Below are 18,521 nucleotides of genomic sequence, written 5' to 3'. Positions count from 1 at the left end.
TTATCCGCTGACGCCACGCGTGGGCAATGTCCACGCGGTTAGGTCTTCGGCATCGTCATGCGCTTCGCCGACGACGCGGTCGCGCCCGGTGGACTTGGCCCTGTAGAGACGCTCGTCGGCAAGGGCGAAGAGATCGGCAAGCGAGCCTACGGTCTCATCGACAGTGGCGATGCCGGCGCTGACGCTGATGTCGAACCGGTTTACGCACGTCTTGACGGCCTGGCGGAGGTTTTCTCCGAGCAACCTGGCGACCGCATGCGGCTGCGAGCAAAGGATGGCGAACTCCTCGCCGCCGATCCTGAAAACCTGATCGTGCGCGCCGGCCGCCTGGGTCAGCACCTGAGCGATTGATCTCAGCACCCTGTCGCCCTCTGCATGGCCGAAGCGATCGTTGATCGACTTGAAATGGTCGACGTCGACGATCAGCAGGCTGAGCGGCTGGGCCGTGCGCAGGCTGACGGCAACCAGACGTTCGCCGTCGCTGTCAAAGCGTCCCCTGTGCAACAGGCCGGTGAGGCCGTCGCGGCCGACATGTTCGACCAGGGCTTCGTAGCGCTCGCGATAGGTCAAGGTGTCAAAGACGTCGGATAGCCCGCGGGGTGCCACGACCTGACGCGTTTCGAACCATCTGAGGTAGGCGACAAGCATGGCGCTGTAGGCAAAAGCGGCACCCATCTTGGCGAACCAGCCGCCGAAGAAGACCGCAATCGGTGCGCCTGCGACGAAATGCAGGGCGGTGAAAAATCCGGCCTGGTCGAAGGTGAGCACGCAGGCGACGCAAATCAGGATGCGGGAGAACGGCGCCTTGCGCAGATAACGCCCGAGCTTTTCGTAAAGCAGGATGATCAGGATGGCGTCGATGAAGAGCAGCGTCGTGCCCCATACCATCAACCAGCCCATCTGGTCGATGAAGCCGATATCGGGAAGCTTGCCGTCGGAAAGAGCTGAAATATCGTGCAGGCGCAGGATCAGGACCAGCCCGATCATCAAGGCGTTGCCGAGCAGCAGGCCATAGATCGGCTGGCGCACCGTGGCCGCATCTTCCTTCATGTAGAGCAGAAGCAGCATCACCAGCTTGCCGGAAAACAGCACCGCCGAGCCTGGCGAGACCATGCCGAAGGGCAGGGCGACGTAGAAGACGCTGGCGAGATAGGTTTCGAGGAAATGCATGGCGCCCAGCGCGCAGACGAAGACGCCGAGGCCGATGCGATCCCTGAAGCGGAACAGCGTGACCATGACGCTGAAGTAGACGACCGCTTCGGCAAGGAGCAGGAAACTGTTCAGCACTACCTTCGGTCCGATCTTTACTTTCGATCGCGACAGGCCAGCGATCGATCCTGTTTTGACGCTGAAGGGTTAACCGGGGATTTCAACGCTCCCCACAACCGGCGGAAAACTTAACGTGCGGTGTACACCCGGCTTGAAATGGCAAAAGCGATTGCCGTTCGGCCCGGCATCGCCTACATAGCGGCCAACCTCCATTCAATCCGACATTTCGGTCAATCATCAAGGAAAGCGCGCGTGGCACGCCAGTTCATCTATCACATGGCCGGCCTCAACAAGGCCTATGGCACCAAGAAGGTGCTTGAGAATGTTCATCTCTCCTTCTATCCCGACGCCAAGATCGGCATCCTCGGCCCGAACGGCTCGGGCAAGTCGACGATCCTCAAGATCATGGCCGGGCTCGACAAGGAGTGGAACGGCGAAGCTTGGCTCGCCGAAGGCGCCACCGTCGGCTATCTCGCGCAGGAGCCGGCGCTCGATGCCAACAAGACGGTGTTCGAGAACATCATGGAAGGTGTCGCCGCCAAGACCGCCATCATCGAGCGCTACAACGAATTGATGATGAACTACTCCGACGAGACGGCTGACGAGTCGGCCAAGCTCCAGGACGAGATGGACCGGCTCAATTTGTGGGATCTCGAACAGCAGGTCGAGATGGCGATGGAAGCGCTGGGCTGCCCGCCCAAGGATTCCGAGGTCACCAAGCTTTCGGGCGGTGAGCGCCGCCGCGTCGCGCTCTGCCAGCTGCTGCTGCGTCAGCCCGACCTCTTGCTGCTCGACGAACCGACCAACCATCTCGACGCCGAAACCACGGCGTGGCTCGAAAAGCATCTGCGCGCCTATCCCGGCGCCGTGATGATCATCACCCACGATCGCTACTTCCTCGACAATGTCACGGGATGGATCCTCGAGCTCGATCGCGGCCGCGGCATTCCCTATGAGGGCAACTACACCAAATACCTCGAAGCCAAGGCCAAGCGCCTCAAGCAGGAAGGTCGCGAGGACGACGCCCGCCAGCGCGCTATCGGCCGCGAGCGCGAGTGGATCCAGTCCAGCCCGAAAGCCCGCCAGACCAAGTCCAAGGCGCGTATCCAGGCGTTCCAGGAGCTGCTGGATGCAGCCGACAAGCGGCGTCCGAGCGATACGCAGATCGTCATTCCGCATGGCGAGCGGCTCGGCAATGTGGTGATCGAGGCGGAAGGCTTGTCGAAGGGCTTTGGCGACACGCTGTTGATCGAGGGTCTGGAATTCAAACTGCCGCCGGGCGGCATCGTTGGCGTTATCGGGCCGAACGGCGCCGGCAAGACGACGCTGTTCCGCATGATCACCGGCCAGGAAACCCCGGATGCCGGCTCTGTCCGCGTCGGCGAGACGGTCAAGCTCGGCTATGTCGATCAGAGCCGCGATGCGCTCGATCCGTCAAAGACGGTGTGGGAGGAGATTTCCGGCGGCGCAGAAGTGGTCAAGCTCGGCAAGTTCGAGGCCAACACGCGCGCCTATTGCGCGTCGTTCAATTTCCGGGGCGGCGACCAGCAGCAGAAGGTCGGCAACCTCTCCGGCGGCCAGCGCAACCGCGTGCATCTGGCAAAAATGCTGAAGACCGGCGGCAATGTGCTGCTGCTCGACGAACCGACCAACGATCTCGACACCGAAACGCTGGCGGCGCTCGAAGACGCGCTGGAAAATTTTGGTGGCTGCGCGGTCATCATCTCGCATGATCGTATGTTCCTCGACCGTCTGGCCACCCACATCCTCGCCTTCGAGGGCGACAGCCATGTCGAATGGTTCGAGGGCAATTTCGAGGACTACGAGCAGGACAAGATCCGTCGTCTCGGCCCCGAAGCCGTCAACCCGCACAGGATGACCTACAAGAGGCTGACGCGGTAAGGGAGCAACCGGGGCGGCGAATTTCTCAACTGATACGAGGAAAGCTTGAATGACCGACTGGTCAGCCGCCCAATATCTGAAATTCGAGGATGAGCGCACGCGGCCCGCGCGCGATCTTGTTGCGCAGGTGCCGGTGGATTTCCCGCGCCGGGTCGTCGACATCGGCTGTGGGCCGGGTAATTCGACCGAGCTGCTGGTCGAGCGCTGGCCGGATGCCGAGGTGAGCGGTTTCGACACCTCGCCCGACATGATCGAGAAGGCGAGGGCGCGCCTGCCCAGCGTCAATTTCGACCTCGCCGATGCCTCGACGTGGCAGCCGGCCGAGCCGGTCAATGTCATCTTCGCCAATGCCGTGTTCCAGTGGCTGCCCACCCATCCGGCTGTGTTTCAGCGGCTGATGGGCTTTCTCGCCCCCGGTGGCGCGCTCGCCGTCCAGATGCCCGACAATCTGCTTGAGCCGTCGCATCAGGTGATGCGCGAGACGGCCGCCGAAATGCCGTTCGCCGCCAAGATGGCAGGTGCTGCGCGCGGACCGCTGCCGGCGGTGTCGTTCTATTATGATCTCTTGTCGCCGCTCTCCGACCGGGTGGATATCTGGCATACAGCCTACAATCATCCGCTGACCGACGCCGAGGCGATCGTCGAATGGGTGAAGTCGACGGGGCTGAAGCCTTTCCTCGATCCGCTGGACGCCGGCGAGCGCAAGACCTTCCTCGACAGCTACACGGCCAAGATCACCGAGGCCTATCCGAAGACCGCAAACGGCAAGGTGCTGCTGCGCTTTCCGCGTATCTTCATCGTCGCCAAGCGGGCCGGCTAGCACTCCCGATGACATCCGGCCACAGCCTATGGTTTAAGCCGGCGTAAACCGGTGGGGTGAGAAAAGTGTTGTGTCGCGCCCCTTCGTCGTTCACATGAGAACGACAACGCCTGCGCATGGACGGACTGGATATGCATCGCGTCATCATCAGCGGCATTGGCGTTGAAATCCCTGAAGCCAAGATCACCAATGAAGAACTGGTCGCCAGCTTCAATGCCTGGGTCGACACCGAGAATGCACGCCGGCAAGGCACGGATGAGACGCTGCTGCAGAAATCCGACAGCGCCTTCATCGTCCATGCCTCGGGCGTCCAGACCCGCCATGTGATCGAGCGCGAAGGCATTCTCGATCCGACCCGCATGGCGCCGCGCATTCCGGCGCGGCTCGACGATGCGCTGTCGCTGCAGGCCGAGTTCGGCGTCGCCGCAGCCAGGAAGGCGCTCGACCATGCCGGCCTGAAGCCGTCCGACATCGACCTGGTGATCTGCTCGGCCTCGCACCAGCAGCGGCCCTATCCGGCGATCGCCATCGAAATGCAGGAGGCGCTGGGCACCAAGGGCGCCGGCTTCGATATGGGGCTTGGTTGTTCATCGGCCGCGGCCGCCTTGCACATTGCGGCCAATCTGGTGCGGGCGGGCGCGCACAAACGCGTGCTGGTGGTCACGCCGGAGATCATCACCGGCCATCTCAATTTCCGCGACCGGCAGACGCATTTCATCTTCGGCGATGCGTCGGTGGCGATGGTGGTCGAGGGGCTGGCCAGGGGCGAGAAGCGGCCGGGGCGCTTCGAGGTGCTGGACACGCGCACCTGGACGCAGATGTCGAACAATATCCGCACCAATCTGGGCTATCACACCCGCACCGCCCAGGACGATCCTTACATGATCAACCTCGAAGGCAATCTGATCAAACAGGTCGGCAACAAGGTGTTCAAGGAAGTCACCGTCGCCGGCCACAAATTCATTGTCGAATTCCTCGCCGAGCACGGGCTGACGCCGCAAGCCATCAGGCGCTTCTGGCTGCATCAGGCCAATGCGCGAATGAACGCCATGATCCTGAAACTGGCCTTCGGCCACGAGGTCGACCACGACCGCGCGCCGATGGTGCTGGAGCGGCTCGGCAACACCGCCGGCGCTGGCGCCATCATCGCGCTGTCGGAAAACCACGCCGACATGAAGCCCGGCGATTTCGGCGTGCTGTGCGCCTTCGGCGCCGGCTATTCGATCGGTGGCGCGCTTTTGCGGATGCTGTAATCAGGCCGGCATGAACGGCACCAGCATCGGTACGCTGCGGGCATAGTCATCATAGGCGTTGCCGAGTTCTCCGCGCAGAAAGCGTTCCTCCAGCCTTGCCTTCATGACGATGCCGATGGACGCCATCAGCCGGTTTGATCGAATCATCATCGCTTTCGACTGGACCCGAGCCCACGGCTACGGCTAATGCGACGTCATCCTGCAGAAGGAACGAAGCCATGCTGGACCTCTTCCCGGAGTCTGAGAAGCCGGTCGAAATCATCCCCGCCAGGAAGCTGTCCGCCAAAGTGGCCGCTTTGTACGTCGCACCGTCAGATCACTTCCAGACGCGCCCAGTGGAAGCATTGCAACTCGGTTTCGAAGGCATCGACGGCGACTTCCACGCCGGCGCCACCCGTCGTTCCGGCGGTCGCGAACCCTGGTATCCGCGCGGCACCGAAATCCGCAACGAGCGGCAGATATCAATCGTAGCAGCGGATGAACTCGCCGTCGTTGCCGAGCGGATGGGGCTGGCCGAGATCAAGCCGGAATGGATCGGCGCCAATCTGCTGATCGAAGGCGTGCCGCATCTCTCGATGCTGCCGTCAGGCACGCTGCTGTTCTTTAGAGGTGGCGTGACGATCAAGGTCGATGCGCAGAACGGGCCTTGCCGGCTTGCTGGACGTGCGATCGCCGAAAACGCCGGGATGGCCGATCGGGAGGCCGGCGCGCTGGCCTTCCCGAAGGCGGCGAAACGGCTGCGCGGCCTCGTTGCCTGGGTCGAGAAACCGGGTCGTATGACAACAGGGGAAGAGATCTCGGTGCGCGTGCCCGAGCAGTGGATTTATCGATCCTAGTACCGGGCTAGGGCACGGGCTGCGCCGCCGGGGCGACGCAGCCGGATTTCAAGACGCGCTCAGGCCGCCTTGCGGTTCTTCTTGGCGCCCTGCGCCTCGACGGAAACGTGGTCCCACTTTTCCCACAGCGCGATGCGGTTGGCGTATTCCTGCTTGGTCATCGGCAGGCCGCCATCGCCGAAGAAGACGCGCAGCGGCGGCTCGGCCGCGTCGACGATTTCAAGCATCGCCGGTCCGGTGGCCTCGGGGTCGCCGGCGACCGAGTTGGCGCGGCGTTCCGCCATCTTGGCGCGGGCCGGCGCGTAAGCCTCGATCGCTTTGGAGACCTTGGCCGAGGCGCCGGACCAATCGGTGGAGAAGCCGCCCGGTTCGACAAGCGTCACATGGATGCCGAATTCGGCGACCTCGATGCTGAGCGACTGGCTGAAGGCTTCGAGCGCCCATTTCGAGGCATGGTAAAGGCCGAGCGACGCAAAGGCGTTGACGCCGCCGATCGACGAGATCTGGATGATGTGGCCGGAGCCCTGCGCCCGCATGATCGGCAAAGCCGCCTGGGTGACCCAGAGCGCGCCGAACACATTGGTTTCGATCTGGTCGCGGGCTTCCTGTTCGCTGACTTCCTCGATGGCGCCGAAATGGCCATAGCCGGCATTGTTGATGACGACGTCGAGCCGGCCAAAGCGCTTGTGCGCCTCGGCGATGGCCGCATCGACAGCCTTCTTGTCGGTGACGTCGAGCTTGATCGCGGCGACATTATCGCCGTATTTCGCGACGAGATCGGCGAGCGTGCCGGCATCGCGCGCGGTTGCGGCGACACGGTCGCCGCGAGCGAGTGCGGCCTCGGCCCAGACTCGGCCAAAGCCTTTCGACGATCCGGTGATGAACCAAACCTTGCTTGTCATGACGTGGAATCCTTGCCCATGCGGGCCGTGAACTGGGAAGCGGAGGCTTCTCCGCTTCCGCGATATACGGTGCGTCGAGCGATTTTCCAGAGGCGAGGGGGAATCTTTTTGGTCACGTCATCGTGTGGAGCAGGACCTTCGCCGGTCAGGGATAGCGCACCGGGCTCGACCAGGCCGGGTCGTCATGCTTTTGCCAGTAGAGCGCCATCAAGCGCTTTGTGATCCCGCCTATCTTGCCGTCGGCGACAGCAGCGCCGTCGATCACTGTCACCGGCATGATGCCGCCGGCGGTGGAAGTGATGAAGACTTCGTCGGCAGCCTTCAGCGCGGCAACGCTGACGTCGACGGCCGTGGTGGGAAGCGCTGCCTCGGCGCAGAGGTCGAAGACGGTGCGCCTGGTGATGCCGGGCAGCACGCCGGCGGCTGGCGTCGACAGCCTGCCGTCCTTGACGCAGAACACGTTGAAGCCGGGGCCTTCGGCGACATTGCCGTTGAAGTCGAGAATCAATGCGGTTTCGGCCCCACGGTCATAAGCGTCGTAGAGGCCGCGCACGAGGTCGAGCCAGTGGTAGTTCTTGATCGCCGGATCGATCGAGACCGGCGGAATGCGCACCTTGTCGCTAATGGCGACATGCAGGCCGCGCCGCAACTGCTCGGCATTGGCGACCGAGCCGAAGGGAACTGCGAAGGCCATGAAGCGGTTGACCGCCTGGCGCGGATCGCGGCTGAAGGTCGGCGAGGCGCCGCGTGTGCACAGCATTTCGACATAGGCGGCGCGATGGCCCGACAGCGCCACGCAATTGTGCAGAATCTCGGCCACGCCATCGCGGTCGGACGGGATCGTCATGCGCAGTTTTTGCAAGCCGGCGAAGAAGCGGTCGAGATGCAGGTCGAGTCGGAAGAAGCTCCCGTCCCAGACATGCACGGTGTCGTAGGTGGCGTCGGAATGCAGAAAGCCCCAATCCAGCACCGAGATCTTGGCCTGCGACATCGGCAGATACTGGCCGTCGAGGAAGGCGATGCCGTCGGGATAGGAATGCGGATCGATGTGGCGGTCGGACATGGAAGGCAATGGCACGATGCTACCCGCTGCTGCGCTTCGGTTCATGGCGATTGGTCCCTTCGGCTTGATACGGCAGAGTCAAGCTAGTGGTCCCCTGCAGGCGGCATAGGGCCACCCAACCATCGCTGTTTGTCCTAGGTAGCACATTCGATATGCCCTATGGTCCGGCCTGAAAATATCCGGCCGTGAGGGGCAAAATGGGCAGATCTTTTCGGACCATCAGCTTTGCAATTTTCCTCGTCTTCGTCACTGGCCATGCCTTCGCGCAATGCGCTCGCGAGGGCGAGGCGCTGTGCCAGAACGGCCAGACCTATCGTTGCGAGAAGACGGGCAGCGAACTGACGCCGATCTTTCAGAACGTGCCTTGCGTGGTCAACGCGGCGGGGCTCAACGGCGTCTGGACCGGCAGCGGTCATCAAAGTCCGGCCGGTGCTGCCGGCGCCGATTGGGCGATCGCAATGACAATCGGCGATGGCGCCGCGTCGATCGACTATCCGTCGCTCGGCTGCGGCGGATCGTTGACCCAGATTTCTCGCGACGACAGTTCGGCGGAATACCGGGAAAACATCAGCTACGGCCAGGACAAGTGCATCGACGGTGGCGGCATCACCGTCCGATTTTTCAAAGGGAACCTGTCCTGGACCTGGGTTGGCCAGGCCGACGGCCAGCCCTACAATGCGGTTGCCGTATTGAAGCGACGGTAGCTGAAGTTATTCCTCTTCGTCCTCTGCATCGAGCAGGCGCGTGGCGCGCCAACGGGTCAGCACCATGTTTGTTTGCTCGATGACGAAGAACCGCGCCGAGTCGCGGTCATAGCCCTCGGCCAGCAGCTTTTCATAGTCGGTATGGCCGTGCCTGATATGGGCGATCGTCGCCAGCCAGACCGCGATGCCCGGCGGCAGCGTCTTCATGTGCACGGCGCCGGCCTCGGTGCGGATTTTCTCCATATCGGCATAGGGCGCCAGGGGCAGCAGTGCGGTCAGCGCCTTGGCGATGGCGCGGCGGCGGCCGGTGGGCGCGCTCATTTTTCGTCACGCCCGGCAATGGTCGCCTCGGGAAAGGCGTCGGTCGAGGCGAAATAGGGCTTGATGTCGATCACCGGGGTGCCGTCGAGCACATCGATGGCGTCGATGGCGATGCGGCCGTGGTCGATGTCGACGGCGATCAGGCCGGCGATATGCAGCCCGACTGGGTTCGGCCGGGCAGGGGAGCGCAGCGAGAAAACGCCTTTCGGCTCAGCCGCATGGCGGGGTCTCTGGACAATCAGTGCCCGCGGCGCGTGATGCAGCCAGGACAGGATGACGATGTGGCTGGCCCGCTCCAGCGCAAGCAGGCCGTCGCGATAGGGTGGGTCGATGAGAACGGTGGCCGCCTGTCCTGTCTCGCGCGCCGCGCGCATGTTCTTCGGGCAGGTTTGCCTGGATGTCCATGGCGAGGCGATGCGGCCGATGAACACGATATGGCCATCCGCCGGCATGTCAGCCGGGTCGGTCTGCAGGAGCATTTCGCCGTCGCGCGTCTCGAACATGGCTTTCGCCCTAGCACAAGTTTCCAGCCGATCGTCAGGGAAAAGCGGTTCTCTCAGGCGGGGACCATGTGTGCGGCATTTTCTTGTCAGGAAGCGACATAGGCCTTGCCATGTCGTCAAAGCTGACATAAACATATGTTTATATCTTTTTCAACGAGAACGCGCCGATGCATGTTTCGCTCGATACGATGGTGGATACGTTGAAGGCTGCGGCCGAATCGAGCCGGCTGCGCATCCTGGCGCTGCTGTCGCGCGGCGATCTCACCGTGTCCGACCTCACCGAGATCCTCAGCCAGTCGCAACCGCGGGTGTCGCGGCATTTGAAGCTGCTGCTGGAGGCCGGGTTGATCGGCCGCTACCAGGAGGGCTCCTGGGCCTTCTTCCGGCTGTCGGATACGGATTCCGCGCGCGACTTCGTCATGGGGCTGGTCTCTGGCATTCGCGGCGCCGATCCACAGGTCGAGCGCGATCTCGAGCGGTTGGCATCGGTCAAGCGCAAGCGCCAGGACCGTGCCGCCGAGTATTTCTCCGAGAACGCCGCCAGCTGGGATCACATCCGCTCGCTGCATGTGCCGGACCGCGCGGTGGAAGCCGCACTCCTCAAGCTGGTCGGCAAGCGGCCATTCCAGTCGATGCTAGACCTCGGCACCGGTACCGGGCGGCTGCTGGAGATATTTTCGCCGCTCTACCGGCGCGGTGTCGGCATCGACATGTCGCGCGAAATGCTGACGGTGGCGCGGGCCAATCTCGACAAGGCAGGCATCGCCAATGCCCAGGTCCGCCAAGGCGACATTTTCGCGCCGCCGGTCGAGCGCGACGCCTTCGACCTCGTCACCATCCATCAGGTGCTGCACTATCTGGACGATCCCGCCCGCGCCATCCGCGAGGCGGCAAGGCTGCTGCGCCCGTCGGGCCGGCTGGTGATCGTCGATTTCGCGCCGCATGCACTGGAATTCCTGCGCGACCAGCATGCGCATGTCAGGCTGGGCTTTTCCGACCGCCAGATCTCCGAATGGTTTGCCGATGCCGGGCTCGATCTCGAGGATGCCCAGGAATTCGAGCCGCGCGGCGGCAACGAAGCCAGGCTCACCGTCAAGCTGTGGCTCGGCCGCGACCGCCGCATGCTGATCGCCGAGCCTTCAAATGACACCCAACCCACCAAAGCGTACCCTATGGGGGAAATCGCCTGATGAACCAGTTCCGCTTTTCCCGCCGTCCCGACATTGGCGACAAGGTCCGCGTCTCCTTCGAGTTCTTCCCGCCGAAGACCGACGAGATGGAAGCCAGGCTCTGGGACACCGTCACCAGGCTGGAGCCGCTGAAGCCGAGATTCGTCTCGGTGACCTATGGCGCCGGCGGTTCGACGCGTGAGCGCACGGCCCGCACGATCAAGCGCATCCTGAACGAGACGACGCTGACGCCGGCGGCGCACATGACCTGCGTCGACGCCGCCCGCCATGAGGTCGACGCCGTCGTCCGCGAATTCGCCGACATGGGCGTGAAGCGCTTCGTTGCGTTGCGCGGCGATCCGGCGGCGGGTGTCGGTACGGCCTACCGGCCGCATCCCGATGGCTATGCCAATGGCGCCGAACTTGTCGGAGCGCTGAAGGACGCCGGCGATTTCGACATCTCGGTCTCGGCCTATCCCGAAAAGCATCCGGAAAGCCCCGACTTCGCCACCGACTTCGACATGCTGAAGCGCAAGGCCGACAATGGCGCGACGCGGGCGATCACCCAGTTCTTCTTCGACAACGATCTCTACGAGCGTTATGTCGAGAAGGCGCGCCGTGCCGGCATCTACATCCCGATCGTGCCCGGCATCCTGCCGGTGCACAATTTCACCCAGGTCGCCAATTTCTCGGCGCGCTGCGGCGCGCTGGTGCCGGCATGGCTGGCCGAGCGTTTCGAAGGGCTGCACAACGATCCGCAGACGCATGCGCTCGTGGCGTCTGCCGTGGCGGCCGAGCAGGTGCTCGATCTCGTCGAGCGCGGCGTCAGCGACTTCCATTTCTACACCATGAACCGGGCCGACCTGGTGTTTGCCATCTGCCATATGATCGGCATCCGCTCCCACGAAACAGAGGCAGCTGGATCCGCCGCCGCCTGAGCTTCATCGTGGTATGAAATCTGAAATGCAAAAGGCCGGGCGAAACACCCGGCCTTTCGAATTTGTGGGCTATTGCTGCTGTTCTTCCGCTCCGGCGGTTACGGAAGAACACCTATGATAAGGGCGCCAATGAAGGCAAATGCAGCACAGATCATCAATGCGTTGATTGGCCTCGTAAGTCCCATGTCATAGTCTCCTCTTCAAGAGCTATGGGTGGAGTCTAGGGGCATTTGTGCCACAGGCAAGCGGAAAATATGCTGCAATGCGACGCGATTGTGGAATTTGCGACCTGCCACCTGTCGTTAAGCGTTGAAACTCTTCGGCAAAAGCCGCTGGCAGCCTGTGAATAAATTGTGACGCCGCCGTGGCGAAAGCGAGGCATGGCAGCGCTACCAGACCTAAAGCGCGTCGTTGTCCCAAAACCGCTGCGCACTTTTGGTCGATAGGCATTAGCGCCGACCAAACAACCGCCCGTCGATCGTCACCAGGCCAAGCGCGATCAGTGCCATGCCGCAGAACTCGAACAGAGCGAGCCGCTCGCCGAGGAACAGGAGGCCGAGCAGGATGGCGCTGGCCGGGACGATGAGCGTGACCAGCGAGGCGTTGGTGGCGCCGGCCGAGGCGACGAGGTTGAAATAGAGGATGTAGGCGAAGGCGGTGGAGAGCAGCGCCAGCGCCAGCACCGCCGTCCAGACCGGCGGCGAGGCCGAGAACAGGCCGGCCGGGCCATAGGTGAGCAGCACCACCGGGATCATGATGATGGTCGACGCCGTCAATTGTCCGGTGGCGATGACCGGCGAGGGCACGCCCTTGAAGCGGCGGGCAATCATCAGCGCGACGGCGTATGACAGCGAGGCGCCGATCAGCGCGAATTTCGCCCAGACCGGGCCGCCGAGCCCGGCCAGCAGGCCGGGGCCGATCATGACAGCGGTGCCGGCGATGCCGAGCCCGATGCCGGCAAGCTTGTTCCAGGAGAGCTTTTCGTCCGCTGTCAGCGCGTTGGCGAGGATCAGCGTCCAGAACGGCGTCGTCGCATTGAGCACCGAGGCGACGCCGGCGCCAAGCGCGGTCTGGCCGGCAAAGATCAGCGAGAACGGGACGACATTGTTGGCGAGCGCCAAAAGGAAAAACAGGCCGGCATGCGGGAAGGCGAGGCGGAAGGACGGACCGCGAATGCCGAGATAGAGCTGCAGTGCAATGGCCGCAATGGCAACGCGAAACAGCACCAGCACCAGCGGGTGCATTTCGGCAACGGCGATGCGGGCAAAGAAGAACGAGCCGCCCCAGATGGCGCCGAGCAGCAGAAGCTGTCCCCAGTCCCTCAGCGTCATCGGTCCGCGCTGCACGGCTGTCGTGGCTATTGCCATCGTGAACGTCCTTCCCCGCGGCATCAATGCCAGCCACTCAGGCAGAAGGCATATCGGGTCCGGCGACAAGAGCCACCCGAAACCTGATTGCTGGCAACAGTGCTGCCAGGAGGATGCGCCGCTGGGTCAGTGCCCGCCAGACACAGAATTGTTTTCTTTGGCCGCTAGCTTGGATTAATTGTGCGCAGCCGAGAAGTCAGGGGATTCGTCCATGCAGCGATTCGAGAATGCCCGCGAGGCGGCGCTGGCGCTTCGGCCGGACGATCCGGTCTACTGCTTTCGCCCGCAGGTGCTGAAGGCGGATGCCAAACAGTTCATGGGCATGTTTCCCGGCAAGACCGCCTACGCAGTCAAGACCAATGGCGAGCAGATCGTGCTCAAGGCGCTGGTCGAAGCCGGCGTCACCGCCTTCGATGTGGCCTCGCCCGGCGAGTTCGCCGCCGTGCGCGCCGTCTCACCCGACGCCGAGATGCTCTACATGCATCCGGTCAAGGCGCAGTCGGACATCAAGCTTGCGCTGGAAAAATACGCCATTCGGGTCATTTCGCTCGACCATGAGGACGAGATCACCAAGCTGACGCGGGTGGTGCGGGCGCTTGACATCGATCCGGGCTCCATCAGCGTGTTCGTGCGAATCCAGACCAAGGGTTCGGCGGCCTATGAACTGTCGAAGAAATTCGGCGCCGGGCCGGCCTATGCGGTGGAACTCGCCGAGCGGCTCAACCGCACCGGCTACAAGGTCGGCCTGTGCTTCCATGTCGGCAGCCAGATCGAGGATCCCGACACCTATGAACGGGCGCTGGCCTCCGCCGATTGGGTGCGCAACCGGCTGACCTTCGACATTGCGGGCCTCGATGTCGGCGGCGGCTTTCCCGCCGAGTACGGCCATGACCCCAATCGCAAGCAGATCGAGATGCCGTCGCTCGGCCAGATCATGTCGCGGCTGTCGGGCGACCTCAGGGAATACCAGTTCGACCAGATCCCGTTGGTGGCCGAGCCCGGCCGGGTGATCGTGGCGCGCTGCCTCTCGCTGATCGTGCGGGTGCTGCTGCGCAAGGGCAAGCGGCTCTACATCAATGACGGCATCTGGGCGTCGCTGTCGGATTCTTGGACCGGCAAGATCACACTGCCGGCCCGCTTCATCCCCGATCCGGCGATCCGCTCGCGCAATGGCGAGGAGAAGAACATCGTGCCGTTCAAGGTCTGCGGCGCGACCTGCGATTCCGTCGACATCCTGTCGCGGCCGTTCTGGCTGCCGGAAACCGTCGACACCGGCGACTGGATCGAGATCGGCCATATCGGTGCCTATTCGCTGTCGCTGAGAACCCGCTTCAACGGCTTTTATCCCGATACCTTCGTCGAGGTGACGACACCCTTCGATGAAGGCGATGCGCCGCAGGGATTCGCCAGCCTGGAGACAATGGCGGATTAGGCGACGCCTCCACCGGCCTGGATATTCTCGCCGGTCAGCCAGCGGGCCTCGTCGCTGGCCAGGAAGACCGCGACATCGGCAACGTCGCGGGGCGCGCCGATCCTGCCAAATGGAGACATGCCGGCCGCCACGGCGCGATCGCGCTCGGGAAGCAGGTCCGTGTCGGTGAAGCCAGGCGACAGCGCATTCACGGTGATGCCGCGCGGTCCGAGTTCACGCGAGAGCACACGGACGAATTGTTCGACGGCGCCCTTGCTGCCGAGATAGAGCGCCGTTTGCGTGAAGAACATCTTGGTGCCGCCGGTGGAGACCGCGATGATGCGGCCACCGTTTCGCACACGGCGCGCTGCTTCCTGAAGCACGAAGAAGGTGCCCTTGGCATTGGTGCCGAAGACATGGTCGAAATCGGCTTCGGTTGCCTCCGTCAGAGGCTTGATGACGGCGACGCCGACATTGGCAACCACGATGTCGATCGCGCCGAACTCACTCTCAGCCTCGTCAAACAGGCGATGAATATCCGAGACGCTTGATATGTCGGCCTGGACGGCGATCGCCTTTCCTCTCCTGCCGGCGATGGCGGCCACGACCTCGTCAGCGGCTTCGTGGTTGCCGACATAGTTGACGACGACGGCAGCGCCCTTGGAGGCGAGTCCTTCGGCGATGGCTCGCCCAATGCCGCGCGAACTGCCGGTGACGAGTGCGGTTTTGCCTTGCAAGGACTTGGGCATGATACGTTTCCTTCAATCATTCAGGCCCGTGCCGGTTTCATCTGACGGGTCCGCTAGTCGAGAAATGGGGCCATGCAACTGATCAGATAATGGCCTATTATCTGACTAGCTTGTTAATCTAGGGATACACAATGCGCGGTTCTGAATTCGCCGAGCTCAAGGCATTCGCCGCAATCGTGGAAGAGCGTAGTTTCGTCCGCGCCGCCGCCCGGCTGCGTGTTTCCCCGCCGGCGCTCAGCCAGTCGATTCGGCAACTGGAGGCTCGCATCGGCATCAGGTTGCTGAATCGCACGACGCGTAGTGTTTCACCCACTGGTGCCGGCGAGACGCTGTTTGCGCGCCTTGCCGTTGCGTTCGAAGAGCTGGAAGGCGCCGTAGCGGACATTCAAGCCGCGCGTGATCGGCCGGCGGGTTCGCTACGAATAAACGTGCCGCGTGTTGCCGCGGTGCGGTTCATCGGCCCGATCCTTGGCGACTTCCAACGCGCCTATCCTGATATCGCGCTGACCGTCATCGTCGACGATACGCTGACCGACATTGTTCGAGGACGGTTCGATGCCGGAATCAGGCTTGGCGAGCGGCTGGAGAAGGACATGGTGGCAGTGAAACTGAGCGGGGATTTGCAGATGGCGGCGGTGGCCGCTCCCGTCTATCTCGAAAATCGGGCCATACCGCGCCATCCGCAGGAGTTGCATCAGCACCAATGCATAACATTCCAGTGGCCTGGTGGCGGCAACCTCTATCGATGGGAGTTCGCGCGCGGCAAACGGTCTCTGGAAATCGCCGTCGAGGGCAGCCTGACTGTTAACGACACCGAGCTGATGCTGAACGCGGCGCTGGGTGGAGCAGGCGTTGCCTACATGATCGACTATCAGGTCCAGTCCTGGATCAATGCGGGCAGGCTGATGAGATTTCTAGAGCCCTGGTCGCCCAGCTTTCCAGGCTTCTTCCTGTATCACCCGAGTTCGAGGCACGTCCCCCCGGCTTTGCGGGCATTTATCGACTTCGTCCGGGCAAGGAGTAGGGAATAAGGAACCCAGCTTGGGCAGATTCTACTCACAGTTTCCCCAAAAGCTCCGGCGTCGGCCAGCCGTCGACCGGCATGCCGAGCCGCATCTGTTCCTTGCGGATGGCTTCGCGGGTGTTGGTGCCCAGAATGCCGTCGACGGTGCCGACGTCATAGCCCCTGGCTTCGAGCTTGGTCTGCAATTCCTTCATCTGGTCGCCATTGAGCCCGGTTTCGGGATTGCGCGGGTCGAACTGCTTTGCCCCGGCCAGCCGGCTGGCGAAGTTGGCGGCGGTCAGCGCGTAGGTGAAGGACTGGTTCCATTCGAGATAGACGTCGAAATTGTCGTAGGCGAGGAAGGCCGGACCTTTGCGGCCCATCGGCAGCGCCAGGCCGGCCTTCAGGCCATTGTCGATCAGCGGCGTGCCATCGGGATTGGTGACGCCCCACGCGGCCCATTGAGACAGCGGCAGCTTGTTGGTGCGGCCGGTCTGCTCCCAGGGCATGTCCTCGGGCACGCGCACTTCCTCGATCCACGGCTGGTCGCGTTTCCAGCCGCGCGACAGCACCTTGTTGGCCGTGGTCATGATCACGTCGGGTACGCTGCGCCTGAGGTCGACGATGCCGTCGCCGTCGCCGTCGACGCCGCGCGCGAGATAGTCGGAAGGCAGGATCTGCGTCTGGCCGATCTCGCCGGCCCAGGCGCCGGTGACGTCGGCCGGAACGACGCCGCGATCGATCAGCGTCAACAGCGGCAGCAGTTGCGGCCGAAACAGCTGCGGGCGGCGGCAGTCATGCGACAGCGTCACCAAGGCGCTCAGCGTGTGGAAATCGCCCTGTACGGCGCCGAAATCGGTCTCCAGCCCCCAGAAGGCGGTGATGATCGGCGCCTGGACACCGAACTGCTGGTCGGCGCGCGCAAAGATTTCGGCGTATTTCTTCAGATTGGCCGCGCCCTGCTTCAGCCGGTAGGCCGAGATCATGCGGTTGGAGAACTGAATGAAGGTCTGGGCGAAGACGCCCTGGGCGCGGTCACGCGCGAGCACCTTGTCGTCGATGGTGGCGGCCTCCAGCGCGTTAAGGCCGACAGCGCCGACACCGGCTGCCTTGGCTTCCGCCGCCACGCCTTGCTTCCAGGTTTCGAAGTCGCCGCCGCATTCCTGCGCCGCCGCCGGCATCGCCGTAGCGCCGAGCAGCAGGGCCGCGAGCAGCCCGGAGCGCAGGCGGCTCTTCGACTGTTTCCGGCGTAAATATCCCAGTGGCTGCAGGTAGGTGCGCATGGGACGTCGAAAAGCAGGCGGTAGAGCCGGTGTCAACGGGTGTTCTGCCGCAGCCACTTTTTCCAGGCTGCCTCAGTGCCGTTGAAGACGTTGATATCGGACTTGCCGTTCATGCCGGGCACGATACCGGTTCCGGTGTATTGCCAGAAGGTGAAAGGGTGGCTGCCGTACTTCTGGCGGGGGTGGCCGGCCACCGAGCGCAGCCAGTAGGGATAGCCGCGGAAGGTCGCAAGGTCGTTATCGTCGAAGAAGTCGACCGAGGTGTAGATGATCGGCTTCTTGCCATAGTGCCGCTCGATCATCTCGAGAAAGGTGGTCATTTCGGCCCGCACCGTCGCTGAATCCGGGCGCAGCCGGCAGGTCGGCGATTGCGGGTTCCACTCCATGTCGAGCACCGGCGGCATGGCCGAGCGGTCGACGGGCACGTTCTGGATGAACCAGCGCGCCTGGGTGGCGGCAGGCGTGCAGAAATAGAAGAAATGGTAGGCCGCGCGCGGAATGCCATTGGCCTTGGTGCGCGACCAATGCTCGTTGAAATACTCGTCGAAACGGTCGCCGCCCTCGGTCGCCTTGATGAAGGCGAAGGAGATGCCGCTGGCCTTGGCCGTCGGCCAGTCGACCGAGGTCTGGTATTTGGAGACGTCGGTGCCGTGAACGGCATAGTTCCAAGGCGCGCCGCTATCCCATTCATGCGGCTTGGAGTCTTCGAAACGCGGTGCGCGCACGGCAACCGTCGGGCTGCTGGATGGCGACATCGAGGGCACGAGATCGCCGGCGGTCGAGCAGGCGGCCAGCAGCGTCAACGTGATGAGGGCCGCGAATCGGCGCATCGCATTTCCCGAGCCGGAATCAGCCGGTCGCTGTTGGGTTGTCGTTGCAGGTGCCCCTCAGGCGATCGCCCCACAGCATCGCCTGATACGCTATTTTCGTGCATGTCGTTGTTCCAAAACCGCTGCGCACTTTTGGGCGACATGCACCAGTGATCGCCGATCATGGTTGATAACAGGTTGACGGCGCTCGACAAGAAC

Annotated in this window: 19 protein-coding genes; 9 read left to right on the top strand and 10 right to left on the bottom strand. The window is 63.1% G+C overall.

Annotation, left to right across the window (positions count from 1 at the left end; translation table 11 throughout):
- Positions 1-1,287 (bottom strand): GGDEF domain-containing protein, encoded by a 1,287-nt coding sequence (locus NKK52_RS14315; RefSeq protein WP_023682167.1) that lies wholly within the window; start codon positions 1,285-1,287, stop codon positions 1-3.
- Between the two features lie 234 nt (positions 1,288-1,521).
- Here NKK52_RS14315 and ettA point away from each other — a divergent pair, with 234 nt between their 5' ends.
- The 3 genes from ettA (at position 1,522) to NKK52_RS14300 (ending at position 5,244) form a co-directional block, all read left to right on the top strand.
- On the top strand, positions 1,522-3,171 hold the full coding sequence (gene ettA / locus NKK52_RS14310) for an energy-dependent translational throttle protein EttA (protein ID WP_023682166.1): 1,650 nt from the start codon (positions 1,522-1,524) through the stop codon (positions 3,169-3,171).
- Between the two features lie 49 nt (positions 3,172-3,220).
- Positions 3,221-3,991, top strand: coding sequence for a trans-aconitate 2-methyltransferase (gene tam, locus NKK52_RS14305; RefSeq protein WP_023682165.1), 771 nt, complete (start codon positions 3,221-3,223; stop codon positions 3,989-3,991).
- A gap of 131 nt (positions 3,992-4,122) precedes the next feature.
- Positions 4,123-5,244, top strand: coding sequence for a beta-ketoacyl-ACP synthase III (locus tag NKK52_RS14300; RefSeq protein WP_023682164.1), 1,122 nt, complete (start codon positions 4,123-4,125; stop codon positions 5,242-5,244).
- Here the strand turns inward: NKK52_RS14300 and NKK52_RS14295 are convergent, their stop codons facing one another.
- Positions 5,245-5,394, bottom strand: coding sequence for a hypothetical protein (locus tag NKK52_RS14295; RefSeq protein ID WP_245260485.1), 150 nt, complete (start codon positions 5,392-5,394; stop codon positions 5,245-5,247). It lies immediately after the preceding gene.
- Between the two features lie 68 nt (positions 5,395-5,462).
- Here NKK52_RS14295 and NKK52_RS14290 point away from each other — a divergent pair, with 68 nt between their 5' ends.
- On the top strand, positions 5,463-6,080 hold the full coding sequence (locus NKK52_RS14290) for an MOSC domain-containing protein (protein WP_023682162.1): 618 nt from the start codon (positions 5,463-5,465) through the stop codon (positions 6,078-6,080).
- A gap of 59 nt (positions 6,081-6,139) precedes the next feature.
- Here NKK52_RS14290 and NKK52_RS14285 read toward each other — a convergent pair whose 3' ends face one another.
- Positions 6,140-6,982 carry an SDR family oxidoreductase gene (locus NKK52_RS14285; RefSeq protein ID WP_023682161.1) on the bottom strand — a complete coding sequence of 281 codons (843 nt, stop codon included), beginning with the start codon at positions 6,980-6,982 and terminating at the stop codon, positions 6,140-6,142.
- A 145-nt stretch (positions 6,983-7,127) separates the two neighbouring features.
- Positions 7,128-8,045 carry a D-amino acid aminotransferase gene (locus NKK52_RS14280; RefSeq protein WP_502903003.1) on the bottom strand — a complete coding sequence of 306 codons (918 nt, stop codon included), beginning with the start codon at positions 8,043-8,045 and terminating at the stop codon, positions 7,128-7,130.
- 197 nt (positions 8,046-8,242) lie between these two features.
- On the opposite strand from NKK52_RS14280, the gene NKK52_RS14275 reads away from it, so the two are divergent.
- Positions 8,243-8,749, top strand: a complete 507-nt coding sequence (locus tag NKK52_RS14275; RefSeq protein ID WP_023682159.1) for a hypothetical protein — start codon at positions 8,243-8,245, stop codon at positions 8,747-8,749.
- A 6-nt stretch (positions 8,750-8,755) separates the two neighbouring features.
- On the opposite strand, the gene NKK52_RS14270 is transcribed toward NKK52_RS14275, so the two are convergent.
- Positions 8,756-9,070: a DUF2293 domain-containing protein gene (locus tag NKK52_RS14270; protein WP_023668245.1), complete on the bottom strand. Its 315-nt coding sequence runs from the start codon at positions 9,068-9,070 to the stop codon at positions 8,756-8,758.
- Positions 9,067-9,573 (bottom strand): tRNA (N6-threonylcarbamoyladenosine(37)-N6)-methyltransferase TrmO, encoded by a 507-nt coding sequence (gene tsaA / locus NKK52_RS14265; RefSeq protein WP_023682158.1) that lies wholly within the window; start codon positions 9,571-9,573, stop codon positions 9,067-9,069. Before tsaA ends, NKK52_RS14270 begins: the two co-directional genes overlap by 4 nt.
- Positions 9,574-9,740: 167 nt before the next feature.
- Here tsaA and NKK52_RS14260 point away from each other — a divergent pair, with 167 nt between their 5' ends.
- Both NKK52_RS14260 and metF read left to right on the top strand, forming a co-directional pair.
- The gene (locus NKK52_RS14260) at positions 9,741-10,763 is read left to right on the top strand and encodes an ArsR/SmtB family transcription factor (protein WP_023682157.1); all 1,023 of its coding nucleotides are present in this window, start codon (positions 9,741-9,743) and stop codon (positions 10,761-10,763) included.
- Complete coding sequence (metF, locus tag NKK52_RS14255; RefSeq protein ID WP_023682156.1) at positions 10,763-11,680, top strand: methylenetetrahydrofolate reductase [NAD(P)H]; 918 nt, start codon at positions 10,763-10,765, stop codon at positions 11,678-11,680. Before NKK52_RS14260 ends, metF begins: the two co-directional genes overlap by 1 nt.
- 449 nt (positions 11,681-12,129) lie before the next feature.
- Here the strand turns inward: metF and NKK52_RS14250 are convergent, their stop codons facing one another.
- Positions 12,130-13,047: a DMT family transporter gene (locus tag NKK52_RS14250; protein WP_023682155.1), complete on the bottom strand. Its 918-nt coding sequence runs from the start codon at positions 13,045-13,047 to the stop codon at positions 12,130-12,132.
- 211 nt (positions 13,048-13,258) lie between these two features.
- Here NKK52_RS14250 and NKK52_RS14245 point away from each other — a divergent pair, with 211 nt between their 5' ends.
- Positions 13,259-14,479, top strand: coding sequence for an alanine racemase (locus NKK52_RS14245; RefSeq protein ID WP_023668250.1), 1,221 nt, complete (start codon positions 13,259-13,261; stop codon positions 14,477-14,479).
- Here the strand turns inward: NKK52_RS14245 and NKK52_RS14240 are convergent.
- On the bottom strand, positions 14,476-15,207 hold the full coding sequence (locus tag NKK52_RS14240) for an SDR family oxidoreductase (RefSeq protein WP_023682154.1): 732 nt from the start codon (positions 15,205-15,207) through the stop codon (positions 14,476-14,478). The two genes, NKK52_RS14245 and NKK52_RS14240, sit on opposite strands and share 4 nt — an antisense overlap.
- Before the next feature lie 131 nt (positions 15,208-15,338).
- On the opposite strand from NKK52_RS14240, the gene NKK52_RS14235 reads away from it, so the two are divergent.
- The gene (locus tag NKK52_RS14235; RefSeq protein ID WP_023682153.1) at positions 15,339-16,238 is read left to right on the top strand and encodes a LysR family transcriptional regulator; all 900 of its coding nucleotides are present in this window, start codon (positions 15,339-15,341) and stop codon (positions 16,236-16,238) included.
- A gap of 25 nt (positions 16,239-16,263) precedes the next feature.
- On the opposite strand, the gene NKK52_RS14230 is transcribed toward NKK52_RS14235, so the two are convergent.
- Together NKK52_RS14230 and NKK52_RS14225 are read right to left on the bottom strand one after the other, a co-directional pair.
- Entirely contained in the window at positions 16,264-17,493 is a 1,230-nt protein-coding gene (locus tag NKK52_RS14230; RefSeq protein WP_023682152.1) for a lytic murein transglycosylase, read from the bottom strand.
- Between the two features lie 32 nt (positions 17,494-17,525).
- A complete protein-coding gene (locus tag NKK52_RS14225) occupies positions 17,526-18,323 on the bottom strand; it encodes a glycoside hydrolase family 25 protein (protein WP_023682151.1) in 798 nt (265 codons plus the stop codon).
- Between the last annotated feature and the right edge of the window lie 198 nt (positions 18,324-18,521).

Origin of the sequence: Mesorhizobium sp. C277A (assembly GCF_040324395.1) — a bacterium.
Lineage (GTDB): Bacteria > Pseudomonadota > Alphaproteobacteria > Rhizobiales > Rhizobiaceae > Mesorhizobium.
The sequence above is the reverse complement of the archived record's forward strand: the minus strand, read 5'-3'. Positions and strand labels throughout refer to the sequence as shown.